The 21,694-nt window shown below is 69.0% G+C and carries 18 protein-coding genes; 6 read left to right on the forward strand and 12 right to left on the reverse strand.

The features are described from left to right. Positions 1 to 73: 73 nt before the first annotated feature. The gene (locus C5B97_RS13650) at positions 74 to 808 is read right to left on the reverse strand and encodes an SDR family oxidoreductase (RefSeq protein ID WP_104312513.1); all 735 of its coding nucleotides are present in this window, start codon (positions 806 to 808) and stop codon (positions 74 to 76) included. A gap of 92 nt (positions 809 to 900) precedes the next feature. On the opposite strand from C5B97_RS13650, the gene C5B97_RS13655 reads away from it, so the two are divergent. Next, positions 901 to 1,368: an Rrf2 family transcriptional regulator gene (locus tag C5B97_RS13655; protein WP_249312076.1), complete on the forward strand. Its 468-nt coding sequence runs from the start codon at positions 901 to 903 to the stop codon at positions 1,366 to 1,368. 35 nt (positions 1,369 to 1,403) lie between these two features. Here the strand turns inward: C5B97_RS13655 and C5B97_RS13660 are convergent, their stop codons facing one another. After that, on the reverse strand, positions 1,404 to 2,441 hold the full coding sequence (locus tag C5B97_RS13660; RefSeq protein WP_104312515.1) for a DNA polymerase IV: 1,038 nt from the start codon (positions 2,439 to 2,441) through the stop codon (positions 1,404 to 1,406). 125 nt (positions 2,442 to 2,566) lie between these two features. On the opposite strand from C5B97_RS13660, the gene C5B97_RS13665 reads away from it, so the two are divergent. Genes C5B97_RS13665 through C5B97_RS13675 form a run of 3 tightly spaced genes read left to right on the forward strand, consistent with a single transcriptional unit; the run spans position 2,567 to position 5,216 of the window. Then, positions 2,567 to 3,580: a proline racemase family protein gene (locus C5B97_RS13665; protein ID WP_104312516.1), complete on the forward strand. Its 1,014-nt coding sequence runs from the start codon at positions 2,567 to 2,569 to the stop codon at positions 3,578 to 3,580. Beyond that, positions 3,577 to 4,527 (forward strand): ornithine cyclodeaminase family protein, encoded by a 951-nt coding sequence (locus C5B97_RS13670; RefSeq protein ID WP_104312517.1) that lies wholly within the window; start codon positions 3,577 to 3,579, stop codon positions 4,525 to 4,527. The genes C5B97_RS13665 and C5B97_RS13670 overlap by 4 nt, the downstream gene beginning before the upstream one ends. Next, complete coding sequence (locus C5B97_RS13675) at positions 4,524 to 5,216, forward strand: GntR family transcriptional regulator (RefSeq protein ID WP_104312518.1); 693 nt, start codon at positions 4,524 to 4,526, stop codon at positions 5,214 to 5,216. Before C5B97_RS13670 ends, C5B97_RS13675 begins: the two co-directional genes overlap by 4 nt. Positions 5,217 to 5,255: 39 nt before the next feature. On the opposite strand, the gene C5B97_RS13680 is transcribed toward C5B97_RS13675, so the two are convergent. From C5B97_RS13680 to acnA, 5 genes are read right to left on the reverse strand one after another with little or no spacing between them, the layout of a single operon-like run. Next, positions 5,256 to 6,818: a tripartite tricarboxylate transporter permease gene (locus tag C5B97_RS13680; RefSeq protein WP_104312519.1), complete on the reverse strand. Its 1,563-nt coding sequence runs from the start codon at positions 6,816 to 6,818 to the stop codon at positions 5,256 to 5,258. 1 nt (position 6,819) lies between these two features. Continuing rightward, positions 6,820 to 7,398 carry a tripartite tricarboxylate transporter TctB family protein gene (locus tag C5B97_RS13685; protein ID WP_104312520.1) on the reverse strand — a complete coding sequence of 193 codons (579 nt, stop codon included), beginning with the start codon at positions 7,396 to 7,398 and terminating at the stop codon, positions 6,820 to 6,822. Beyond that, on the reverse strand, positions 7,395 to 8,399 hold the full coding sequence (locus tag C5B97_RS13690) for a tripartite tricarboxylate transporter substrate binding protein (protein WP_104312521.1): 1,005 nt from the start codon (positions 8,397 to 8,399) through the stop codon (positions 7,395 to 7,397). The genes C5B97_RS13685 and C5B97_RS13690 overlap by 4 nt, the downstream gene beginning before the upstream one ends. 41 nt (positions 8,400 to 8,440) lie before the next feature. Further along, positions 8,441 to 8,914 (reverse strand): ribonuclease E activity regulator RraA, encoded by a 474-nt coding sequence (gene rraA / locus C5B97_RS13695; RefSeq protein ID WP_258068253.1) that lies wholly within the window; start codon positions 8,912 to 8,914, stop codon positions 8,441 to 8,443. Between the two features lie 20 nt (positions 8,915 to 8,934). Continuing rightward, positions 8,935 to 11,610 (reverse strand): aconitate hydratase AcnA, encoded by a 2,676-nt coding sequence (gene acnA, locus C5B97_RS13700; protein ID WP_104312523.1) that lies wholly within the window; start codon positions 11,608 to 11,610, stop codon positions 8,935 to 8,937. 78 nt (positions 11,611 to 11,688) lie between these two features. On the opposite strand from acnA, the gene C5B97_RS13705 reads away from it, so the two are divergent. Both C5B97_RS13705 and C5B97_RS13710 read left to right on the forward strand, forming a co-directional pair. Next, the gene (locus C5B97_RS13705; protein ID WP_104312524.1) at positions 11,689 to 12,399 is read left to right on the forward strand and encodes a GntR family transcriptional regulator; all 711 of its coding nucleotides are present in this window, start codon (positions 11,689 to 11,691) and stop codon (positions 12,397 to 12,399) included. 23 nt (positions 12,400 to 12,422) lie between these two features. Then, the gene (locus C5B97_RS13710; RefSeq protein ID WP_104312525.1) at positions 12,423 to 13,592 is read left to right on the forward strand and encodes an MFS transporter; all 1,170 of its coding nucleotides are present in this window, start codon (positions 12,423 to 12,425) and stop codon (positions 13,590 to 13,592) included. A 129-nt stretch (positions 13,593 to 13,721) separates the two neighbouring features. Here C5B97_RS13710 and C5B97_RS13715 read toward each other — a convergent pair whose 3' ends face one another. The 5 genes from C5B97_RS13715 to C5B97_RS13735 all read right to left on the reverse strand — a co-directional run bounded on the left by C5B97_RS13715 (position 13,722) and on the right by C5B97_RS13735 (position 21,689). After that, a complete protein-coding gene (locus C5B97_RS13715) occupies positions 13,722 to 15,809 on the reverse strand; it encodes a PTS glucose transporter subunit IIABC (RefSeq protein WP_104312526.1) in 2,088 nt (695 codons plus the stop codon). A gap of 8 nt (positions 15,810 to 15,817) precedes the next feature. Next, on the reverse strand, positions 15,818 to 17,497 hold the full coding sequence (locus C5B97_RS13720; protein WP_104312527.1) for an alpha,alpha-phosphotrehalase: 1,680 nt from the start codon (positions 17,495 to 17,497) through the stop codon (positions 15,818 to 15,820). A 106-nt stretch (positions 17,498 to 17,603) separates the two neighbouring features. Then, a complete protein-coding gene (locus C5B97_RS13725) occupies positions 17,604 to 18,626 on the reverse strand; it encodes a LacI family DNA-binding transcriptional regulator (protein ID WP_104312528.1) in 1,023 nt (340 codons plus the stop codon). A 128-nt stretch (positions 18,627 to 18,754) separates the two neighbouring features. After that, on the reverse strand, positions 18,755 to 19,945 hold the full coding sequence (locus tag C5B97_RS13730; protein ID WP_258068256.1) for an ABC transporter ATP-binding protein: 1,191 nt from the start codon (positions 19,943 to 19,945) through the stop codon (positions 18,755 to 18,757). Then, positions 19,923 to 21,689 (reverse strand): iron ABC transporter permease, encoded by a 1,767-nt coding sequence (locus C5B97_RS13735; RefSeq protein ID WP_104312529.1) that lies wholly within the window; start codon positions 21,687 to 21,689, stop codon positions 19,923 to 19,925. The genes C5B97_RS13730 and C5B97_RS13735 overlap by 23 nt, the downstream gene beginning before the upstream one ends. Positions 21,690 to 21,694 lie beyond the last annotated feature (5 nt).

Raw genomic sequence — 21,694 nt, forward strand, 5'->3', positions numbered from 1 at the left:
GCGATCTGCAGTTCAGCGTAGAGGCAGGGCGCGGGCGGACGAAACCGCGGGAAGCCGCGGTCGACGGGACCGGTTACGCCTGTGTGGCCAGCCAGTCGGTGAACCCCGGGCCGGCGATGATGGCGTTCTGGCCCGGCAAGCAGACCCCGTCGGCCATTCCCTCGCTGGCGCGGACCCCGATGACCTCGACTTCGACGCCGCGTGCCTCGGCGACGCGGCGCACGAAGTCGGTCAGCTCGCCGGACTCGGGGCCGGCAAGCTCGACCATGGCCTCTGGGACCCTGTCGTCGGCGAGACGGACGAGGAGGCGTGCGATCTCCGAGATCGCGACCGGCTGGGTCTTGAGCTCTGGGATGACCACCTTGTCACCGTCACGGTTCCAGTCGAGCATCTGACCTGGGAACTCGAGGAACTGGGCGGCTCGCAGGATGCGGGCGGCGGGTCCACGTTCGATGGCGGTCCGCTCTTGGGCGAGCTTCGCGACGTAGTAGCCGTAGTCGGGGACGTGGTCGATGCCGATGATCGAGAGCGTCACGCTGCGGGTGACCCCGGCTTCCCGAGCCGCGTCGCCCAGATTTCCGGCGACGGTCGTGAAGAACTGCGTTGATTCCGTCTCATCGAGGGTCGGGCTCTGGGTGACGTCGACGACGGCGTCGACGCCCTCGAGACGGCCCGGCAGACCGTCAGGGGACGTGAGGTCAACCCCGTTCTGACGTGACAGCTCGAGGACGTCGTGCCCTGCGGCGAGAGCTTCTCGGACGACGTGCCGCCCGACGAGACCTGTGGATCCGGCGATTGCGATGCGCATGGTGCTTCCTCCCATCTAACTCGGACAAATCTTGTCCGTGGTCACGAGCATACACAGACATTTCATATCCGAGTACCATGAGCTGCGTGAAGATGTCCGCGGGGGTCGAGTGGGGACTGCACTGCTGCGCCGTCCTCAGCGCCAGCGAGTCCCCGGTGCCCGTCGCGCAGCTCGCCGAGCTCCACGGCGTCTCGAAGAGCTACCTCGCCAAGCACATGCAGGCGCTGTCGAAGGCTGACATCATCGCGGCCGTCGAGGGGCGCGATGGCGGTTACCGACTCTCCCGAAGCCCCGAGGACATCTCCGTCTACGACGTCGTGCGAGCCATCGATGGACCGGAGCGGGCATTCCGATGCACGGAGATACGCCAACAGGGCCCCCTCGCCTCGCCACCCGAGGCGTGCACCACCCCCTGCGGCATCGCGAAGGTCATGGCGAAGGCCGAGATCGCCTGGCGTGACTCGCTTCGCGGCGTCTCGATCGCAGACCTCGCAGCAACGGTCGACGATGCCACACCCGGTGCGTGGGACGGCGTTCGCACCTGGCTGTCCGCGGGCTGAGACTCGCGAACCGAGGAGAACGAGCCCCGCCCGGGTCAGAAGAGCGTCGGCTGCACCAGCTCGACGGGCAGGAGCCCCGTGAGGGTCACGCTGGCCGACTCGATCTCGGTCGCCTTCGAGGCGACGAGCAGCCGCTCAGCCACGGGCATCCACACGTCGAACGAAGCGCTCGAGTCGATCCCCTGATACCTCTCGCGGATCGGGGCGAGACCGGTCGGGCGCAGCTCCAGCTTGATGCCGGTCGCGCTGAGGCCGGCGCGGGTGGCTCGATGGCAGACGCGTTCGACGCACCCCTCGACGACCTCGACGGGCGTGCGATCCGCGCGCGCATACCCGGACGTCGACGACTCGGAGGTGAGCGACGTGCGATGCCGGATGGGCGAGATCATGGCCTCGTCCGTGCCGGCGCGGATGCGCCACAGCCGCCTCGCCATCGCCGTGCCGCACACGCGGAGGAGCTCGTCGCGCGGGATGACGTCGACGTCGCCGATGCGCGCGACGCCCAGCTTGATGAGCCTCGCTTCGGTGCGGGCTCCGATGCCCCAGACGTCGCCGATGGGCAGCTCCGTGCGCAGCTCGAGTTCGCGCGCCGGGTCGATGACGTGCACACCGTCGGGCTTCGCGTTGCGTGACGCGAGCTTCGCCATGAGCTTTGTGCGGCCGATGCCGACGCTGACCGGGATGCGCAGTTCGGTGGCGGCACGCCGTCGCAGCTCGTGCGCGACCTCGAGCGCCCCCTCCGGCGTGGTGGCTCCGACGTCGAGGAACGCCTCCTCGATAGAACCGGGCTCGATACCCCTGGCGATCGAGTCGAAGAGCGCGAAGAGCGCATCCCCCACCGCTTCGACCTCCTGCCGGTAGGACTCGACGAGGAGGATGCGGGGGCACAGCTCTCGGGCTTCGGTCACGAGCATGCCCGCGTGGATGCCGTACTCGCGGGCCGGGTAGTTGGCGCTCGCGATGAAGAGGTGCGCCACTGCGGCGACGGGCTTGGCCGCGAGCTCCGGCCGATCCCGCAGCGCGACCGACGCGAAGAACGCATCGGCGTCGGCATGGAGCAGGTACGAGTTCATGACCACGCCATCGTACCTATGTTCTAGGCCACATTCGAGGGATGCGCGCGTCGCGTGTCACCATCCTCGCTCGTGGGCCAGACGAGGCGTAGTGTTATTGCAATTGCAATCGACGGGGAGGCATCATGCGCGAACGGTTCGCGACGATCGACTACCACACAGCCGGCGAGCCGTTCCGGATCGTCCCGGATCTCGGCATCGCGATCGACGGCGATGACGTCGCCAGCAAGCGCGTCTTCGCCGCAGCGTCCCCCGAGGTCGACCGCGCCCGTCGCCTCCTCTGCTTCGAGCCGCGAGGGCACGCCGATATGTACGGCGGCTTCATCGTCGAGCCGGACGACGCCGGCGCTCACCTCGGGGTGCTCTTCTGGCACAAGGACGGCTTCTCGACGGCCTGCGGGCACGGCACGATCGCGCTCGGCGTGTGGGCGATCGAGAGCGGGCTCGTGACTGCCGACGAGAGCGGGACGACGGACGTCGTCATCGACGTCCCCTCGGGAAGAGTGACGGCCCGGGTCCGCACGGACCAGGCTGGAACGGTCACCGGAGCCGACTTCATCAACGTGCCGGGGTACGTGCTTGCTCGACGTGTGCCCGTGCAGACATCCCGCGGTGAAGTGCTCGCCGACATCACCTTCGCCGGGGCCATCTACGCCCAGGTCGACGCGACCGCGGTCGGGCTGTCCATCGAGCCGGAGGACGTGAGCGAGGTCATCGCGTTCGGCCGCGAGGTGAAGTGGCTCCTGAACGACTCGGCGCACGCCGAGCATCCGAGCGACCGACGCCTGAACGGCATCTACGGCACGATCCTGTACTCGGACCACAGCGCGGACGGCGTCGTGCACCAGCGCAACGCGACGGTCTTCGCAGACGGAGAGCTCGACCGCTCTCCCTGCGGGTCCGGCACATGCGCGCGGGTCGCCACGCTGACCGAGGAAGGCATCCTGCCCGTCGGCGGAGAACTGGTGCACGACTCGATCGTCGGCTCGAGATTCCTGGCGCGGGTCGTGGCGGAAGGCGTCGAAGCCGGGCACCGGGCGACGACGACGCAGGTCTCCGGCATTGCCCACAAGACCGGGGAGCATGTGTTCGAGGTCGACCCTCGCGACGAGATGACCCCCGGGTTCGTGCTGCGATGAGCGCCGGCATCCCCTTCCTCGACGCGAGCGATGTCGAGGCCCTGCTCACGCCCACGGCGGCCGTGGATGCGCTGCGCCGCGCCCTCGCGGGCGGCTTCCGTCCCGAGACCGACCACGCGCGCATCTTCGAGCAGCTCGATGGCGGCGAGTTCCTGCTCATGCCCGCGGAGACGGCGACAAGCACCGGCATCAAGGTGCTCACGATCGCGCCGGACAATCCCGCGCGGGGCCTCGCGCGCATCCAGGGCCTCTACGTGCTGTTCGACTCGGCGACGCTCAGCCCTCGCGCGCTCATCGACGGTCCCGCGCTCACCGACATCCGCACCTCGGCCGTCTCGGTCGCGGCGATCAGGGATGCGCTCGAGCGCGACGCCGGAACGCTGAACATCGTCGTGTTCGGAGCGGGCCCGCAAGCCCGAGCCCACGTGCGGACGGTCCGCGCGGTGCTCGAGGGCACTCGACTCGTGGGCAGCGTCACCTCGGTGGTCCGCTCCCCCGCCCGCGTGACGACGGGTGCCGACTTCGATGCGGTCGTGGCGGCGGGCAGCGAGGAGGCCGTGGCCGCGACCCGTGCCGCGGGGCTCATCCTCTGCACGACTACCGCCTCGTCTCCGCTGTTCGAGGACGATGTCGTGCGCGACGACGCGGTCGTCGTCGCCGTGGGCTCGCACTCGCCGGATGCGCGCGAGCTGCCGGGGGCCCTGCTCGGCCGGTCGGACGTGATCGTGGAGGACATCGGCGCGGCGCTCCGCGAATGCGGCGACGTGGTGCTGGCGATCGACGAGGGGCACCTCGCTGCCGACGATCTCATCCCGATGGGCGACCTCGTGCGAGGCAGCCGCGGCCTTCGCGGCGGGCGGCCCGTCGTGTTCAAGAGCGCCGGCATGTCGTGGGAGGACCTCGTGCTCGCGCAGGCGATCGCCGACGCCGATGGGCGCCGAGGATGAGCCCGGCTCCAGCACGGCCGTCAGGCGCCGAGCCTCCCCCGGGGGCGGGGCGCCGGGATTCCGTTCGCCAGCGGGTGGCGGCCGAGCTGCGGGCGGCGCTCATCGGCGGCGACCTCGCGCCAGGCCAGGTCTACTCGGCGCCCACCCTCGCCGCGCGCTTTGACTCGTCGGCGACCCCCGTGCGCGAGGCGATGCTCGACCTGGCGCGCGACGGAATGGTCGAGGTCGTTCCGAACACAGGCTTCCGGGTGACGGAGGTCACGCGCGCGGAACTCGACAACCTCGCGGAGGTGCGCCTGCTGCTCGAGGTGCCTGTCATGGGCGACATCGCCGAGGTCCGCAGCGACGACGACGCCGCGCGCATCCGATCGCTTCGCCCTCTCGTGGAGGCGATGAAGCGGGCGGAGGAGGCCAACGACATGGTGGCGTACCTCACGGCCGACACCGAGTTCCACACCGCGTTCCTCGCCGTGCACGGCAACCCCGAGCTCGTGCAGATCGTGCGCCGCGCCCGCGAGCGCAGCCGCCTCCACAACCTGGTGCCCCTCGCCGAGGCTGGCCAGCTCACCGCATCCACCCTCGAGCACGAGCAGATGATCGAGGCGGCCCTCGACGGCGACCGCGAGCGGATGCAGGAGATCGTCGCGCGGCACATCGGGCACGTGCGGGGCGAGTGGGCGCAGGAGTGACGAGGCCGGCAGCATGCGCTGCCGGCCTCGCCTCGGACGTCAGTCGCGGCGCTTCTTGCCTGACACCTCGAAGTTCGTCTCGCGCGTGGTCTGGAACTCGACGTTCTTCGGCCGGTACGAGCGCACCCGTCCGACGATCGTGAAGGCGATGACGCCTGCCAGCACGATGTAGAGCGCGACGGCGATGGGACTCGAGAAGAAGACCGAGTAGTCGCCGCCTGAGCTGAGGAGCGCGTCCCGCACGTTCGTCTCCATGAGCGGCCCGAGCACCATCCCGATCATGAGTGGTGCGAGCGGGATGCCGAAGCGGCGCATGGCGAAGCCGAGCAGGGCCAGCAGCAGGAGCATCCAGAGGTCGAAGATCGAAGCGGACGTCGCGAAGATGCCCATCGCGCAGAACACCGCGATGCCCGGGTACAGGTACTGCTTCGGGATGTCGGCGAGCTTCGCCCAGAGCGGCGCGAGCGGCAGGTTGAGCAGCAGCAGCACGATCATGGCGATGAAGAAGCTCGCGAGCAGGCCCCAGACCAGGTCGGGTGCCCGCTCGAAGAGCAGTGGCCCAGGCTGGATGCCGTACTGCTGGAAGGCCGCGAGCATGATCGCCGCGGTCGAGGAGACCGGGAGGCCGAGGGCGAGCAGCGAGGCCATGGCGGTGCCCGTCGTCGCGTTGCCTGCCGCTTCCGGCGCGGCGAGACCGCGGATGGCGCCCTTGCCGAACTCGGGATCCTTCCGGCGGCTGTCGATCTTCTTCTCCAGGCTGTAGGCCATGAACGTCGGCACCTCAGAGCCGCCAACGGGGATGACGCCGAAGGGCAGGCCGATACCCGTCCCTCGGATCCACGCTGGGAGCGCATTGAAGAACTCGACGCGTGAGAGGCGCGGCGTGCGGCTCGACATCATCGAGACGTTCGCCGGCTCGCGGCGGGCTCGGGAGGCGACACGGAAGACCTCGCCGAGCGCGAGCACGGCGACCGTCACCGTGACCAGTGAGATGCCGTCGAACAGCTCGGGCACGCCAGCCGTGAAGCGCTCCGTGCCCGTGACCGAGTCGATGCCGATGACGGAGATGCCGAGCCCGAGCGTGAGGCTCGCCAGTCCTGCCACCACCGACTCGGCGACGATCGAGGACGTGGCGATGAACGCGAAGAGGGCGAGGGCGACGTACTCGGCTGGCCCGAAGTTCGACGAGAGCTCCGCGAGCGCCGGTGCGAGGAAGACGACCGCGATCGAGGAGACGAAGCCACCGATGAATGCCCCGATGGCCGCCGTGGCGAGTGCCTGTGGCGCCCGCCCGGCCTTCGCCATCGCGTGCCCCTCGAACGTCGAGGCGATCGCCGACGACGAGCCTGGCGTGTTCATGAGGATGGCCATCGTGGAGTCGCCGAAGAGGCCGCCGAAGTAGACGCCGGCGAAGAGAATGAACGCCCCGGTCGGGTCGAGCGCGAACGTCATCGGCAGCAGAAGCGCGACCGCCATGGATGAACCCAGGCCGGGGAGGACGCCGACGGCGGTGCCGAGGAGGCAGCCGATGAGCACCCACATGAGGTTGATCGGGGTCAGCGCCCCTTCGAAGCCGCCGAGGAGGCTGTTGATGATGTCCATGTCAGATCCCTCCGCCGAAGATCGATCCGGCTGGCAGGTTCACCGAGAGGAGTCCGGCGAACAGCAGATACAGCACTGATGAGAAGGTGAGCGAGACGAGGATGTCCCGCACGGGACTCGGCGACGCGAACGCTCGCGCCATGGTCCAGAACAGTAGGCCGGCCGCGATGATCCAGCCGAGCGGCTGCAGCAGCAGGATGAAGGCCACGAACCCGCCCACCGCCCACGCGACGCGGGACCAGTCGCTGTACCAGCGCGGACCGCCCTGGCCGAGCACGCTGATCTCCGCGGTGCGGAGGTCGCTGTGCACGTCCTCCGGCAGCTGCGGCTTGCGGATGATGCCGATGGCCAGCAGCACCGCGAACAGGTAGAGGAGCGCGATGATCGCGCCGGGGAAGAACCCGGGGCCGGGTGGGTCCGTGTCCGGTGCGACGTCCATGGTCACCTGGCCGTAGAGGAGGTAGCTCGCGAAGGCGGCCAGGATGCCGGGGAAGATGAGCCCGGATCGGCCGGTCCACCATCTCTGCTGGGCTCCCCCGGTGTCGAAGTCGTCGAGATGCGTCTCGGTGTGTGCGGTCACAGTCCCAGCTCCTCAAGCAGTGCCTCGGTTCGGGCCATGTCTTCGACAAGGAACGCGTCAAGCTCCGGTCCCGTCAGCCAGGAGTCCTCCCAGCTCAGACGAGTCAGCACTTCCTGCCACTCGTCGCTCTCCCTGAGCTCGCTGAAGATCTCGAGCTGCTGTTGGAAGGCCTCGTCGCTCACCCCCGGGGCCGCGAGGAGCCCGCGCCAGTTTGCGACCTCGACGTCGTACCCCTGCGACATGATCGTCGGGATGTCGACACCCTCCAGCTCCTCCGCCCCGCTGACCGCGAGCGCGCGCACTCGACCGGCCTCGATCTGGTCGGAGACATCGTTGTAGCCGGTGGCGACCGCGTCCACCGTTCCATTGAGCAGCGCCTGGATGGCCTCGCCACCGCCCGACTTCGGGATGTACGTCAGCTCCGCAGGCTGGATGCCAGCGGCCTGCGCGAGCTCGGCGATGAGGAGGTGGTCGATGGTGCCGGCGGAGCCGCCCGACCACGGGATGGACTTCGGGTCGGCAGCCCACGCACCCACGAGCTCCTCGAGGGTCGTGTACGGGGAGTCGGCCGGCACGATGATCACGTCGTAGTCCTCGGCGAACTTCGCGACCGGCCGGACGTCGTCGAAGCCGACCGGTGAGTCGTTGAGCGCGATGCCGCCGGTCATTCCCGACCCGGTCACGAGGAGGGTGTCGCTGCGGCCCGTCATCGTCGTGAACGTGCCGAGCCCGATCGTTCCGGCGGCACCCGGGATGTTGACGACCTGCACGTTGCCGACGAGGCCAGTCGCACGCAGCGCCTGCTGCTGCTCGCGGGCGAAGCCGTCCCAGCCGCCTCCAGGACCGGCTGGAGCGATGAGCGTGAGGTTCGCGCTGACGTCCTCCGCTGCCGATGAACGGCTGATGGAGAGCGCCGTGGCCGAGGCGACGATCGCGACGGCACAGACTCCGACGACGACGTTCACGACGCGTCGGAGCGGTGTTCTGGGTGTCTTTGACATGAAACTCCGTTGTTTCCTGTGGGGAGGGTGGCGTGGGCGGTTCAGCCCGTTGGTGTGGTGAGGACGACGACGCCGTCCTCATCGGCGGCGAGGAACTCCCCCGGTCGGAACACGACCGAGCCGAACTCGACCTCGACGTCCCGCTCACCGAGGCCGTTCTTCGTCGAGCGCCGCGGGTTCGTGCCGATCGCCTTGACGCCGATGGGTAGCGCGGCGAGTTCCTCGGTGTCCCGGACGACGCCGTTCACGACGAGCCCCGCCCAGCCGTTGGCCGCGGCCCTCGCGACCATGTTCCCGCCCGCCATCGCGGCGTGCAGCGACCCTCCGGCGTCGACGACCAGCACGCGGGCGTCGCCAGGCTCCTCGACGATGGCCTTCAGCTGGAGGTTGTCGACGGGAGAGCGGAACGTCGCGATGCGTCCGGAGAACCGAATAAGTCCACCGAGGTCGCGGAGCGGCACGTCGCACGACTGGATGCTGTCCTCGTGCTCGTCGACGAGATCGGTTGTGCTCACGTGGGTACTGTCTGCCATCTTCATTCGCCCTTCTCGGAGGTTGCCAGGTTCTGCTCGTGGCGCGAGGCCGCCCGCTCGAGCGCGTACGGCAGCACGCCGCCCGAACGGAGGTAGCGCTGCTCGAGCGACGTGTCGACGCGTGCGCGCACGGCAAACGAGGTGACCGCACTGGTCTCGGGATGCACCGCCACCACCTCGAGACGGTCGGGCACGTCGGCGTCGGCCGCGAGGCCGTGGATGCTGAAGCACTCGCTGCCGTCGAGCCCGAGCGTGTCGGCGTTCGTCCCGTCCTCGAACTGCAGCGGGAGCACGCCCATGCCGACCAGGTTGGAGCGGTGGATGCGCTCGAAGGACTGCGCGATCACGGCCCGGACCCCGAGCAGGCGGGTGACCTTCGCGGCCCAGTCGCGGGACGACCCGGTTCCGTACTCACGCCCGGCGAGCACGATGAGCGGCACCCCCGCGTCGGCCGCGGCGTCTGCGACCGCGTGGATCTCGCGGATCGGCGCCGTCGCCGCCGGCTCCCCCGCGAGGAAGTCGCGGGTGCTCCCGCCGTTGCCTGCTGGCACCAGGCGGTTGACGAGGCGGGTGTTCGTGAACCCGCCGAGCTTCATGACGCGCCAGTTGCCGCGCCGCGAGGCGTAGCTGCTCAGGTCGCGGGCCCCTACCCCGAGCTCGGTCAGGTGTCGGCCCGCCGCACTGGCCGCTGGGATGCGCCCGGCTGGGCAGATGTGGTCGGTCGTCACCGAGTCCTCGAGGAACATGAGCACTCTCGCACCCTCGATGTCGGCGCTGCCCGCGGCGTCGTCGAGCTCGAGGAACGGCGGCCGCTGCAGATAGGTCGAATCCTGATCCCAGTCGAAGCCGTCGCCGCCAGGAGCATCCAGCCCCTGCCAGTTCTCGTCGCCGTCGAAGATGGTCGAGTAGGCGTCGGTGTACATCTCGGGGTCGATGGAGCTCGAGACGGCCTGCTGGATCTCCTGGTCACTCGGCCAGATGTCGGCGAGGTAGACCGGGGCCCCTGCCGCTTCGTACCCGAGCGGGTCGCGCGTCAGGTCGACGTGCATCGTGCCGGCGAGCGCGTAGGCGACGACGAGCGGCGGCGAGGCCAGGAAGTTCATGCCGACGTCGTTGTTGATGCGGCCGTCGAAGTTGCGGTTGCCCGACAACACGGAGGCGACGACGATGCCGTCCTGCTCGATGCCGCTGAGCACCTCGGGAAGGAGATCGCCCGAGTTGCCGATGCAGGTCATGCAGCCGAACCCGACGAGTCCGAAGCCGAGTTCCTCGAGCGGCGACATGAGCCCCGCCTTCGCGAGGTAGTCGGTGACGACTCGAGACCCGGGGGCGAGGCTCGTCTTCACCCACGACTTCGACCGCAGCCCGCGCGCCCTGGCGTTTCGCGCGAGCAGCCCAGCCGCCATCATGACGGCCGGGTTCGACGTGTTGGTGCAGGAGGTGATGGATGCGATCGCGACGGCGCCGTCCGGAACGGCACGCTCACCCTCGTCGGAGGTGAGCGGCGCGACCTGGTGCGCCTCCGCGAGGGCACGCGCGGTCGCGCTGGGCGCACCTGCCAGCTCGATGCGGTCCTGCGGGCGCCGCGGGCCGGCCAGGCTCGGAGTGATGCCGTCGAGGTCGACGACGACCCGACGGTTGTACTCGGCAGGGTTGGCGGGGTCGCTCCAGAGCCCCTGTGCCCGAGCGTAGGTCTCCACGAGGCTCGCCTGCCGCTCGCTCCTCCCCGTCATGAGCAGGAACTCGATCGTCGCGTCGTCGATCGGGAAGATCGCCGACGTCGAGCCGAACTCCGGGCTCATGTTGGCGATCGTGCAGCGCGTCGCGAGCGAGACCTCGGCGACGCCCGGCCCGTGGAACTCGACGATGTTCCCGACGACGCCAAGGGCGCGCATCCGCTCAGTGAGCGTCAGCACCAGGTCCGTCGCCGTCACGCCTGGTCGGAGACGCCCGATGAGCTCGACGCCCACGACGGGCGGAATGAGCATCGTGACGGGCTCGCCGAGCATGGCGGCCTCCGCCTCGATGCCGCCGACACCCCACGCCAGCACCGAGAGTCCGTTGACCATCGTGGTGTGGGAGTCGGTGCCCGCGACGGTGTCGGGGAATGCCCGGCCATCGCGCACCGTGACGACGTCGGCGAGGTACTCGACGTTGACCTGGTGCATGATCCCGGCGCCCGGCGGCACGACCTCCAGCCCCGAGAAGGCCTCACGGCCCCACTTGATGAAGCGGTAGCGCTCGGCGTTGCGCTCGTACTCGCGGCGCACGTTGAGTGCCGGGGCATCCGGCCGTGCGAAGAAGTCGGTGACCACGGAGTGATCGACGGTCAGCTGCGCCGGAACCTCGGTGTCGAGCAGCGCTGGGTCCATGCCTCTGGCCGCGAAGGCGTCTCGCATCGCCGCCAGGTCGGTGAGCACGGGCACGCCGTTCGTGTCGTGCAGGAAGACGCGGGAGGGGTGGAAGGCGATGTCGTGGGTGCCAGCTCCCCCGGAGACGAGCGCGTCGATGTCGCCTCGCGTCACGACTTCGCCGTCCTGATGCCTGAGCAGATTCTCGAGGATGATCCGGTGCGCGAACGGCAGCCGCTCCGCCCCGGGGACCGCGGCGATGGGCCAGATCTCGAGGTCGCCGTATGCGGTGGCGAGAACCGTCGTCGTCTCGGTGTCCGTCAGCACGCTTCCTCCGTCTCATTCCACGTTGTAGGTTATAGGCTCGATGCTACATGATGCCGTGGGAGTTGCTACCATCGGCATATGCCCGCCCCTGCATCCCCGCTGCAGCCGCTGTTCCGAAGCAAGAGCGAACTCGCCTACGAGGAACTCCGCCGCCGCATCCTGACCGGCGTCATCGAACCGGGTGAGGTCATCGGGCAGACGAAGCTGGCCGCCGAACTCGGCCTGAGCACGACCCCGCTGCGGGAAGCCCTCAAACGCCTGTCCACCGAAGGACTCGTGGAGCTCGGCTCGCACCGGGACGCCCGGGTCGTCCCGCTCTCCCAGGCGGAGGCGCAGAACCTGTACGAAGTGCGCGCCGCCGCCGACCCCCTCGCGTGCGGTCTCGCAGCGGAACGAAGAGACGACGCGGACATCGCGCGCATTGATGCGGCACTCAGTGAGCTCGAACCACTCACCGGGGTCGCTTCCCCGGAAGCGCTTGACGCCCACCGCCGCTTCCACCTCGCCATCTACGAGGCCGCCGCCAACCCGACACTCCTCGGCATCCTCGAGGGACTCTGGGACAAGACCGACCTCTACCGACAGCGGGCGCTGCGCGCCTGGTCCCCGACGGCGGAGGACCGGGCACGGGTGCACCGGCAGCACACTGCCCTCCGAGACGCGATCGTCGCCGGCGATCCGGAGCTGGCCCGCGAGCGCTCCCGCAAGCACATCACGCACAGCCTCGGGCGTCGCGCGATCGGCACCCTCGAGCCGAGCGCTGCGCGCGACTCCGAGACCGCGGAGTGACGCGCGCGACGGAGGTGCGCTGAATGCCGGGCACACCCGGCTCGCGGTGGCCGTGGATCATCGTGCACGCCGTGCTCATCCAGGTGCTCACGTATGCGGTTCGCCCCGGGCTCTCGTTCGCCGTGCTCGAAGCGGGCGGCCAGGAGGCCGTCATCGGCCTGCTCGCGACGTCGTTCGCGCTCCCGGCTCTCCTCCTCGCCCTGCCCGCCGGCCGGCTCACGGATGGGCGCGGCGAACGCACCATCGCGGTGCTCGGCAGCGTCCTGCTCATCGCCGCGATCGGCATCGCGCTGGTGTCCCTGCAGAGCGTCGCAGGCCTCATGGTCGCGGCCCTCGTCCTCGGCGTCGGACATCTGCTCAGCATCATCAGCGAGCAGACCGCAGTCGCCAATCGCTCGAAGGCGGGGGCTCGGGAATCGGCGTTCGGGCTCTACACGCTCGCCGCATCCATCGGCCAGACGCTCGGCCCGCTGCTGCTGGCCATCCCGAACCCCGCCGGCCCTGGCCCAAACCTCTCGCTCGTGTTCTGGTGCGCCATGGGAGCCGCCGTCCTGCTCGGCGTCGCCAGCCTCTTCCTGGGGAGCGGGTCGCGAGGCGTCAGCACCGCGAAGCGGCCGGGGTCGTTCGCGTCGAGCCGGAAGATCCTGCGCGAGCCAGGCGCATTCCGGGCCGTCGTCGCGGGCGGGATCGCCATCGCCTCCGTCGACGTGACGCTCGCGTTCTGGCCCGCGCTCAGCACGCAGCCCGGCATCTCCGCGGCGCTCGTGAGCCTCATGCTGACGAGCCGCGCCCTCGCGACGCTCGCCTCCCGAGCGGCCCTCCCCGCGCTCAGTCGACGTCTCTCCCGGCGCATGCTGCTGCTGATCTCGCTGGGAGCGGCGGCGGTGACGCTCGCCCTCACGGGCCTCCCGATCGGCCCGATCTGGCTCGTGGTCGCGGCCGTGCTCTACGGGTTCGCGATCGGTGTCACGCAGCCCATCACGATGGCCTGGCTCACCGATGTGGCGCCGGAGGATCAGCGCGGCCTCGCTCTCTCGCTCCGACTCATCGGCAACAGGCTCGCGCAGTCGCTCATCCCGGCGGGGGCTGGGCTCCTCACCCCGCTCACCGGGGGCGGCGGGGTGCTCGTCGCCATCGGCGCCTCGCTCGCGGCCGCCGCCACGGTCGCCTACACGCAGAAGAAGCGGGACTAGCCGTCGGCCGGCGCCGCATCGTTCAACCGAAGAACCCCGGTGTCCACCTCGAGGGCGCATCCTCGAGGTGACCACCGGGGTCTCCGCTCTGTCGCCCCGCGCCGCCGACGACGTGGCGGCGCGGGAACTCTAGACGCCCGCGGGCTCGCGCTTCCCGAGGCGAACCTTCTTGACGGCGCGTTCCGTCTCGAGGTCGTTGTCGCTGTACCCGAAGAAGTAGGTGAGCGTGAACGAGACCACGAGTGCAGCCGTGGAGGCGATGAGGAATCCGAAGAAGCTGTGGTCGAGCCCTGCAGGGTTCACGAACGACGGGAAGCCGACGAACGCTCCCGTGAAGCCGTACATGTTCACATCCATGAGCCCCGTGAGGAAGCCACCGACCGCGCCACCGGCGGACGCGGTGATGAAGACCCGACCGTATTTGAGGTTCAAGCCGTACATCGCCGGTTCCGTGATGCCGCAGAACGCCGAGATGGTCGCGGGGCCCGCGAGGGTCTTGATCTTCTGGCTGCGCGTGCGGATCCAGATCGCCAGCGCGCCGCCACCCTGCGCCACCATGGTCGCCGAGATGATCGCGTTGAGCGGCGACGAGCCGTCGATCGCGATCTGCGAGGCGACGAGCGGGATGACCGCCCAATGCAGGCCGAAGATGACGAGGCACTGGTAGAGGGCGCCGATGATGAGGCCAGCGATCGCGTAGTTGACCTCGAGCACGCCGTTGATGCCGTTCGCGATGCCGCCCGAGATGGTCATGATGATGGGGCCGAAGACCACGAGCATGACGGTCGAGATGATGAAGACCTCGAGCAGCGGTGCGAAGATCATCCGCACGACCGCCGGAATGTACTTCTTGAGCTGCGGCTCGAGCAGCGACGCGAGGTAGGCGGCGACGATGATCGGGAAGATCGAGTACGCGTAGGCGTTGCCCTGCGGCAGCGCCACGGGGATGCCGAAGAAGTCGGCGTTGAAGATCGTGTTGCCGAGCTGGCTGACGACCGTGTAGCCGTCGGCCGCAGGGTCCGACATCGAGACGACCGAGGGGAACACGAGCACGCCGCCGATGATGGCGACGATGATGGGGTCGGAGCCGAACCTGCGTGCCGCCGTGAACCCGATGATGATGGGCAGGAAGTAGAACATCGACGACGACATCGCGTCGATGAGCGCGTAGGTCGAGCTGTCGCTCTCGACGACCCCGAACTGCGTCAGCAGGGCCAGGATGCCCTTCAGGATTCCGGATGCGGCGAGCAGCCCGATCACGGGGATCATCGAGCCGGTGATGACGCCGATGAGCGAGCTGAAGCCGAACTGGAACCACCCGACGATGGTCGTCGGCCGCTCGGCTGGCTCGTCGTCAGGCGACGCCTCCCCCGTGCCGCCGATGACACGGACCACGGCGTCGTAGACGTCTTCCACGGCCGGGCCGATGACGACCTGATACTGGCCGCCGGCCTTGATGACGTCGATGACGCCATCGAGGTTCTTGACGAGGTCGTCGTTGGCCGCTTCCGTGTCCTTCAGCGTGAAGCGAACGCGGGTGATGCAGTGGACGACGTTGCGGATGTTGTCCTTGCCGCCGATGCCCTCGACGATGTCGTAGGCGAGGGCGTCGAATCCGGTCGCGCCGGAGGGGTGCCCGGTGGCCACGGCGGTCTTCGCAGCCGCGGGCGAAGCCGCGCTCTGCGCTGACGCCTCCGTGGTTGCCGTTGCCGCTGGCGCCGCCGCTGGCGCATCCGCATCCTGCTCGGGGATGTCGAGGGTCGCAGCCCGCTCGCCGAGCCCGATGGGGCCGGTCGCGGCTTCGACGGAGCCCTTCTTCTGGGCCAGGTTGAGGAAGATCACCATGGTCATGGTGCTCTTGCCCGCGGCTTCGACGGCGGCGAGATCCATGCGCCCGAGCGGCTGCCCGGCCTCGACGCGGTCGTCGACGTCGACGTGCATCGCGAAGGGTGCGCCCTCGAGCTCGACCGTGTCGATGCCCATGTGCACAAGCACCTCGAGGCCGTCGTCGGTGCGGATGCCGAAGGCGTGCGCGGTCTTGGCGACCATGATGACGGTTCCGCTGCACGGCGCGACGACATCGTCTGCGTTCGGCGCGACGGCGAACCCGTCGCCCATGGCCTTCGAGGCGAACATGGGGTCTGGGACATCGGTGATGGCGACCATCGTGCCGGCGAGCGGCGCGACGATGCCTCCGCTGAGTTCGGTCTGGGACATTGCTGCTCCTAGCTTTCGGAAGGTTCGAGGAGGATCGCGAGCGCCTCGTACGGCGCGAGCTCGACGTCGGGCGAGCTCGGCGCGGCGGCGCGGTCGATGGTGGAGATGAGCACGCGACCCGAAGTGAACTCGGCCGGCACGTCGATGCGCGTGGGGCTGTCGAGGAAGTTCGCGAGGACGAGCAGGCGCGTCTCGCCGAGCGTGCGCTCGTAGGCGAAGACGTGCGGGTGCTCTGGCGAATACCCGGCTATCTCACCGTGGCTGATGACGGGGTGCGCCTTCCGCAGCTCGATGAGCCGGCGGTAGTAGGGCAGGATGCGCCCGTTCCGCTCCTCGGCAGCCACGTTGATGAGCTCGGCGTTCGTGGGCCGGAGCCACGGCGTGCCCGAGGTGAAGCCGGCGGTTGGGCCGGGCTCCCACTGCATGGGGGTGCGGGCGTTGTCTCTGGCCTTCGCGCGGACGATCTGCAGTGCGTCCTCGTCGGACAGGCCGGTGCCGACAAGCGCCGTGTGCGCGTTGATCGCCTCGACGTCGACGTAGTCGTCGATCGACGTGTACTCGGGGTCGGTCATGCCGATCTCCTCCCCCATGTACACGTACGGCGTGCCGCGGAACAGGTGCAGGAGCGTGGCGTGCATCATCGCCGACTCGACCCGGAACCGGCCCGCGTCACCGAAGCGGTTGAGCGCGCGAGGCTGGTCGTGGTTGTTCCAGAACAGCGCGTTCCAGCCGCCGCCAGCCTGCATCCCGTCGGCCCACTCCATGAGCACACGGCGCAGCTCGTCGAGCTCGAAGCGCCCGACCGACCACTTCTTGCCGTCGATGTAGTCGACCTTGAGGTGGTGGAAGTTGAACACCATGGAGAGGGCCCCGGATTCGGGATGCGAGTACTCGACGCACCGCTCGATCGAGGTCGAGGACATCTCGCCGACCGTGACGCATCCTGCATCCTTCCCGTAGGAGGCCTCCGCCAGCTCGCGCAGGAACGTCGTGACGAGCTCGCCGTCGGTGTACATGTACCGGTCGTCGGCACCCTCGGGCGCCGAGGGCAGGTCGACGGGCTTGGAGATGAGGTTGATGACGTCGAAGCGGAACCCGCGCACGCCCTTGAGCCGCCAGAACTCGACGATCTTGGCCATCTCGCTGCGCACTCGAGGGTTGTGCCAGTTGAGGTCCGCCTGCGTGCGGTCGAAGAGGTGCAGGTAGTACTCGTCGGTGTCGCCGAAGCGGTCCCACGCCGCTCCCCCGAACTTCGACACCCAGTTGTTCGGGGGGCCGCCGTCTTCGCCCGCGGGCCGCACGAAGTAGAAGTCGCGATATTCGTCCTCGCCCGCGAGCGCCCGCTGGAACCACTCGTGCTCGGTCGACGTGTGGTTGAGCACCATGTCGAGCATGACGTCGATGCCCTCTGCTCTGAGGCCGGCGACGAGCTCCTCGAAGTCCGCCATCGTGCCCATCTCGGGGTCGATGCGGTAGTAGTCGGAGATGTCGTAGCCGTTGTCAGCCTGCGGCGACGCGAAGAACGGGTTGAACCAGACCATGTCCACGCCGAGCGACGCGATGTACGGGATCTTCCGGATCACACCGCGGAGGTCGCCGACGCCGCTACCCGTGGAGTCGAGGAAGGACTTCGGGTAGATCTGGTAGACGGTGCTCTGCTGGAAGCCGCCGTTGGATTCAGTACGCATTGGCAGAAGCCTAGGACCGGGGCCGACGCGATTCGGGGCGCTTGCGTGACTGTTGCGTGCCTTTGCGCAACTGGCCGGAACCACCCGCAAGACCGCGAAGCGCGCGCTATCTCGCGGTCGGGTGCCCCGTCGATTCGCGGATGACGAGGCGCGTCTCGAGCGTGACCGCCTCGCTCGGCGGGTCACCCTGCAGGGCACGCAACGCCATCGATGCCGCGAGGTGTCCCTGCTGGCGTGCAGGCTGCGCGATCGTGGTGAGGTGCATGAGGCTCGCGATCGGACTGTCGTCGACGCCGATGATCGAGAGGTCCTCGGGGATGCGCACCCCGGCCTTGCGGAACGCGGACATCATGCCGGAGGCGAGGTCGTCGGACGACGCGAAGACCGCATCTGGCAGGCGCTCCCCGGCCAGCAGCTGCTCCGCGGCGACCTGGCCCGCCGTGGGGCCGAACGGCACCTGCACCTGCCAGCTCGGGTCGAGTCCAGCTCGCTGCATGCGGGACTCGAAGCCCTCGGCTCGGCGGCGGGAGGCGTTGCCTGGCGTGCCCTCGTGGTCGGTGCTCGACGCGTAGACGATGCTCGTGCATCCGCCGTTGATGAGGGAGTTCGTGGCCTGCTGGCCGACGACGACGTCGTCGATGCCGACGCTCGCGACGCCCTCGACGACGGATCCAGCCACGACGACGGGAACGCCGAGGCGCCGCACGTCAGGGACCGGCATGCGATGCGGCATCGGCACGAGCACCACGACATCGCTGCTGCGGGAGAGCGCGGTGGCTTCGAAGAGCTTGGCCCGTTCACGCCCGGAGAGCCCCTGGTAGACGGTGAGCGTCGCGCCCGTCGGGGTGAGCACGTCGTGGAGCCCGGCGAGGATGGAGCCGAAGACCCAGCGGTCGGGTTCCGGGATGACGGCCGTGATCCGCCCCGCCGTTCGGGCGTCCCGGTTCTGCTCTCGGCCGACGTCGTCGGCCAGATACCCCTGGGCCCGCGCGATCCTGCGGATCTCCGCGCGCTTCGCCGTGGAGACGCCGGGCACGCCGCTGAGCGCCCGCGAGACGGTGGAGACGGAGACGCCCGCGGCGGCGGCGATGCCGGCCATGCCAACGGGCGAGGTGTCTTCTGGCTCCATGATCGCGACTATAGCCGTTCGGATACGGGCAAGGACCTCGCCCGGGAGGCCCGCGTGAGCGCCACGACGGAAATCGGGCCGCCGGCTCCGAGAGGAGCAGACGGCCCGAGTTCACGGTGCCGACGTGACTAGTGCGCCGCCGCGGCGTCCTCCTCGTAGTCGGTCTTCGGCAGCAGCCACCCGCGGTCAGGCGCGATGCTGACGCGGACGCAGTCCATGGGCCGGAGGATGTCCTCGACGGACGGGTCGGACACCTGCGCGACGATGGTGCCGGTGTCCGTCTCGATCTCGTACTCGACGCTGTCGCCGTGGAAGATCGCGTTGAGCACGCGACCGATGTCCCCGTGCACGTCTGCCGCATCCACCCGCTCCGAGAGGCGAACCGACTCGGGCCTGATCATGAGCAGCACCTCCGTGTCGATCGTGACCCCGTCCTGGCAGTCGGTCTCGAACTCGCGCCCGAGCGCGACGACGCGAGCCCGGCCGTCGGTCGGCTCGGCGAGCAGGGTCGCGTCGAGGAAGGTGGCCCGGCCGATGAAGTCGGCGACGAAGACCGACTCTGGACGCCGGTAGACGGTGTCCGGCACATCCACCTGCTCGATCCGGCCCCGGTTCATCACGACGATCCGGTCGGAGAGGGTCATCGCCTCGTCCTGATCGTGGGTGACGAAGATGCTCGTGATGCCGAGGCGACGCTGGAGGCGCCGGATCTCGTTGCGCATGAGCACGCGCAGCTTCGCGTCGAGGTTCGACAGGGGCTCGTCGAAGAGCAGCACCTTCGGGCGCATGACGAGGGCCCTGGCGAGGGCGACACGCTGCTGCTGGCCGCCCGAGAGCTGGTGCGGGGCACGGTCGGCGAAGTTCATGAGGTTCATGATCGTGAGGACGGTGTCGACCTCCTCGCGCATCCGCGCCGCCGGCATCTTCTTGAGCTTGAGACCGTAGGACACGTTCTCGCGCACCGACAGATGCGGGAACAGCGCGTACGACTGGAACACCATCGACATGGGCCGCTGGTTGGGGGCGACGCGGATCATGTCCGCACCGTCGAGTTCCAGCTCGCCGGAGGTCGGCTCCTCGAAGCCGGCGATCATGCGCAGCGTCGAGGTCTTGCCGCAGCCGGACGGGCCGAGGAGGGTGATGAACTCGCCCGGCTCGATCTCCAGGTCGATGGAGTCGACCGCGAGCGGGTCGTCCGCTTTCGCACCGTACCGCTTCGTCAGCTTGCGGAGCGTGATGCGGCCGAGCGCGGCCTCTGGGTCGATGCCGACGGCCTCGGCGAGGCCTTCGACGGAGTCAACGACGGTGTGTGCGACCACGGAAGATCACCTTTCGGACGAGGAAGTTGATGATGAGGATGAGCGTCAGCACGATGAGGATCAGCACCGTGCAGTACGCGAACGCGTTCCCGAATCGGCCGGAGTCGACCTCGGCGAGGATCTGCGAGGTCATGATCTTGATGCCGGGCGTGGTCAGGAACACGATGGGCGACAGGGTTGTCATCGACCGCGCGAACGCGAACGTGAGGCCCGTGAGGAGCGCTGACTGGATGAGCGGCAGCGTGACCTTGCGGAAGGTCGTGCCAGAGCCCGCGCCGAGCGAGGTTGAGGCCTCCTCGATGGCGGGGTGGATCTGGTTCAGCGCTGCGATGCCCGAGCGCTGACCGGACGGCAGCGACCTCGTGATGTAGACCATGACGATCGCGATGCCGCCGGCGAAGGCGGCGCTGCCTCCCGCGAGCGCGGGCAGGATCTGCACGCCGAAGATGGTCGTGGGCGTGATGTAGCTGAGCGCGTAGCCGATGCCGAGCACCGTGCCAGGCACGGCGAGCCCGAGCATCCCGACGAAGTCGAGGATGCCGGCCGTACGCCGAAGCTTGCGCACCACGAGCCAGGCGATGAGCATCCCGAGCACACCCGCGATGGGTGCTGCGATGAGGGCCAGGGTGGCGGTGTCGGTCATCGCCTTCGAGCCGATGCCCGTGAGCACGAACTGGAAGTGCTCGAGGGTGAACTCGTTGTTGACGCCTGGCACCTTCATGAAACCGCCGGACAGCACGGTCAGGTAGATGGTGACGATGAGCGCGCTGATCGAGCCGACGAGCAGGAGGATGGGCACGCGGATGCTCGCGGCGGTGATCTGCTCGGATCGCCCGGTCGGCTTCCCGGTCACGGTCACGACGCTCCTCTTCGACACCCAGTAGCGCTGCACGAGGAACACGAGGAGGGCCGGGACGAGGATCGTGAGCGAGTAGGCGGCGCCGGCACTCGTGTTGTAGTCACCTGTGACGGCGAGGTACGCCCTGCTGGCGAGCACCGTGTAGTCGCCGCCGAGGACGAGCGGGTTGGCGAGGTCGGCGATCGACTCCACGAACAGCAGCAGGAAGGACCCGGCGAAGCCGGGGACCAGCATGGGGATGGTGACGGAGAAGAACACCTTGAGCTTGCTCGCGCCGAGACCGGCGGCGGCCTCGTCGAGGCTCGGGTCGAGCGACTCGAGCATGCCCCGGAAGTTCATGTAGGCGACGGGGAAGAAGGAGAGGGAGAGGACGATCACGAGGCCGGTGAGGCCGTAGATGTCGCCCTTGATGCCGAAGATGCCGTTGCTGATCGCGCCGTTGCGCCCGAAGAGCGTGATCACGGCGGTCGCGACCGCGAAAGGCGGTGCGACGATCGGGACCATCGCGAGCAGGTGCAGTGCGCGCTTCCCACGGAACGCGACCCGCACCTGGGCGAAGGCGAACAGGAAGCCGATGATCGTCCCGATCACACCGACGATCAGTCCGAGGGTGAGGGTGTTGAGGATGATGCGGTGGTTGACGGGGTCGGTGACGATGCTGCCGAGCACGGCGAGGCCGTCCGGGGCGAAGGCTGCGGAGAGGAGGCTCACCACCGGGTAGCCGATGAGCAGCAGGAGGACGAGGGCGACGGCGAGGCCGAGGATCACGACGCTGCGATCGGCGCGTGCTCGCGTTCGTGGAGCCGGGCGCTTGCCGCGCCTGGGGGCGGCCGGGGTCGCGGGCGGCGTGGCGCCGCCCGCGACTGCTTCGAGTGTGGAGGTCATTGTTC

The sequence above is a fragment of the Pseudoclavibacter sp. RFBB5 genome (assembly GCF_002931555.1).
In the GTDB taxonomy this organism is placed as follows: domain Bacteria; phylum Actinomycetota; class Actinomycetes; order Actinomycetales; family Microbacteriaceae; genus Pseudoclavibacter.

Coding starts and splice junctions, on each gene's coding strand:
- C5B97_RS13735 (WP_104312529.1), bottom strand. CDS start 21,689: ATGACCTCCACACTCGAAGCAGTCGCGGGCGGCGCCACGCCGCCCGCG.
- C5B97_RS13725 (WP_104312528.1), bottom strand. CDS start 18,626: ATGGAGCCAGAAGACACCTCGCCCGTTGGCATGGCCGGCATCGCCGCC.
- C5B97_RS13690 (WP_104312521.1), bottom strand. CDS start 8,399: ATGTCAAAGACACCCAGAACACCGCTCCGACGCGTCGTGAACGTCGTC.
- C5B97_RS13665 (WP_104312516.1), top strand. CDS start 2,567: ATGCGCGAACGGTTCGCGACGATCGACTACCACACAGCCGGCGAGCCG.
- C5B97_RS13720 (WP_104312527.1), bottom strand. CDS start 17,497: ATGCGTACTGAATCCAACGGCGGCTTCCAGCAGAGCACCGTCTACCAG.
- C5B97_RS13705 (WP_104312524.1), top strand. CDS start 11,689: ATGCCCGCCCCTGCATCCCCGCTGCAGCCGCTGTTCCGAAGCAAGAGC.
- C5B97_RS13715 (WP_104312526.1), bottom strand. CDS start 15,809: ATGTCCCAGACCGAACTCAGCGGAGGCATCGTCGCGCCGCTCGCCGGC.
- C5B97_RS13650 (WP_104312513.1), bottom strand. CDS start 808: ATGCGCATCGCAATCGCCGGATCCACAGGTCTCGTCGGGCGGCACGTC.
- C5B97_RS13675 (WP_104312518.1), top strand. CDS start 4,524: ATGAGCCCGGCTCCAGCACGGCCGTCAGGCGCCGAGCCTCCCCCGGGG.
- C5B97_RS13680 (WP_104312519.1), bottom strand. CDS start 6,818: ATGGACATCATCAACAGCCTCCTCGGCGGCTTCGAAGGGGCGCTGACC.
- C5B97_RS13655 (WP_249312076.1), top strand. CDS start 901: ATGTCCGCGGGGGTCGAGTGGGGACTGCACTGCTGCGCCGTCCTCAGC.
- C5B97_RS13670 (WP_104312517.1), top strand. CDS start 3,577: ATGAGCGCCGGCATCCCCTTCCTCGACGCGAGCGATGTCGAGGCCCTG.
- C5B97_RS13660 (WP_104312515.1), bottom strand. CDS start 2,441: ATGAACTCGTACCTGCTCCATGCCGACGCCGATGCGTTCTTCGCGTCG.
- C5B97_RS13710 (WP_104312525.1), top strand. CDS start 12,423: ATGCCGGGCACACCCGGCTCGCGGTGGCCGTGGATCATCGTGCACGCC.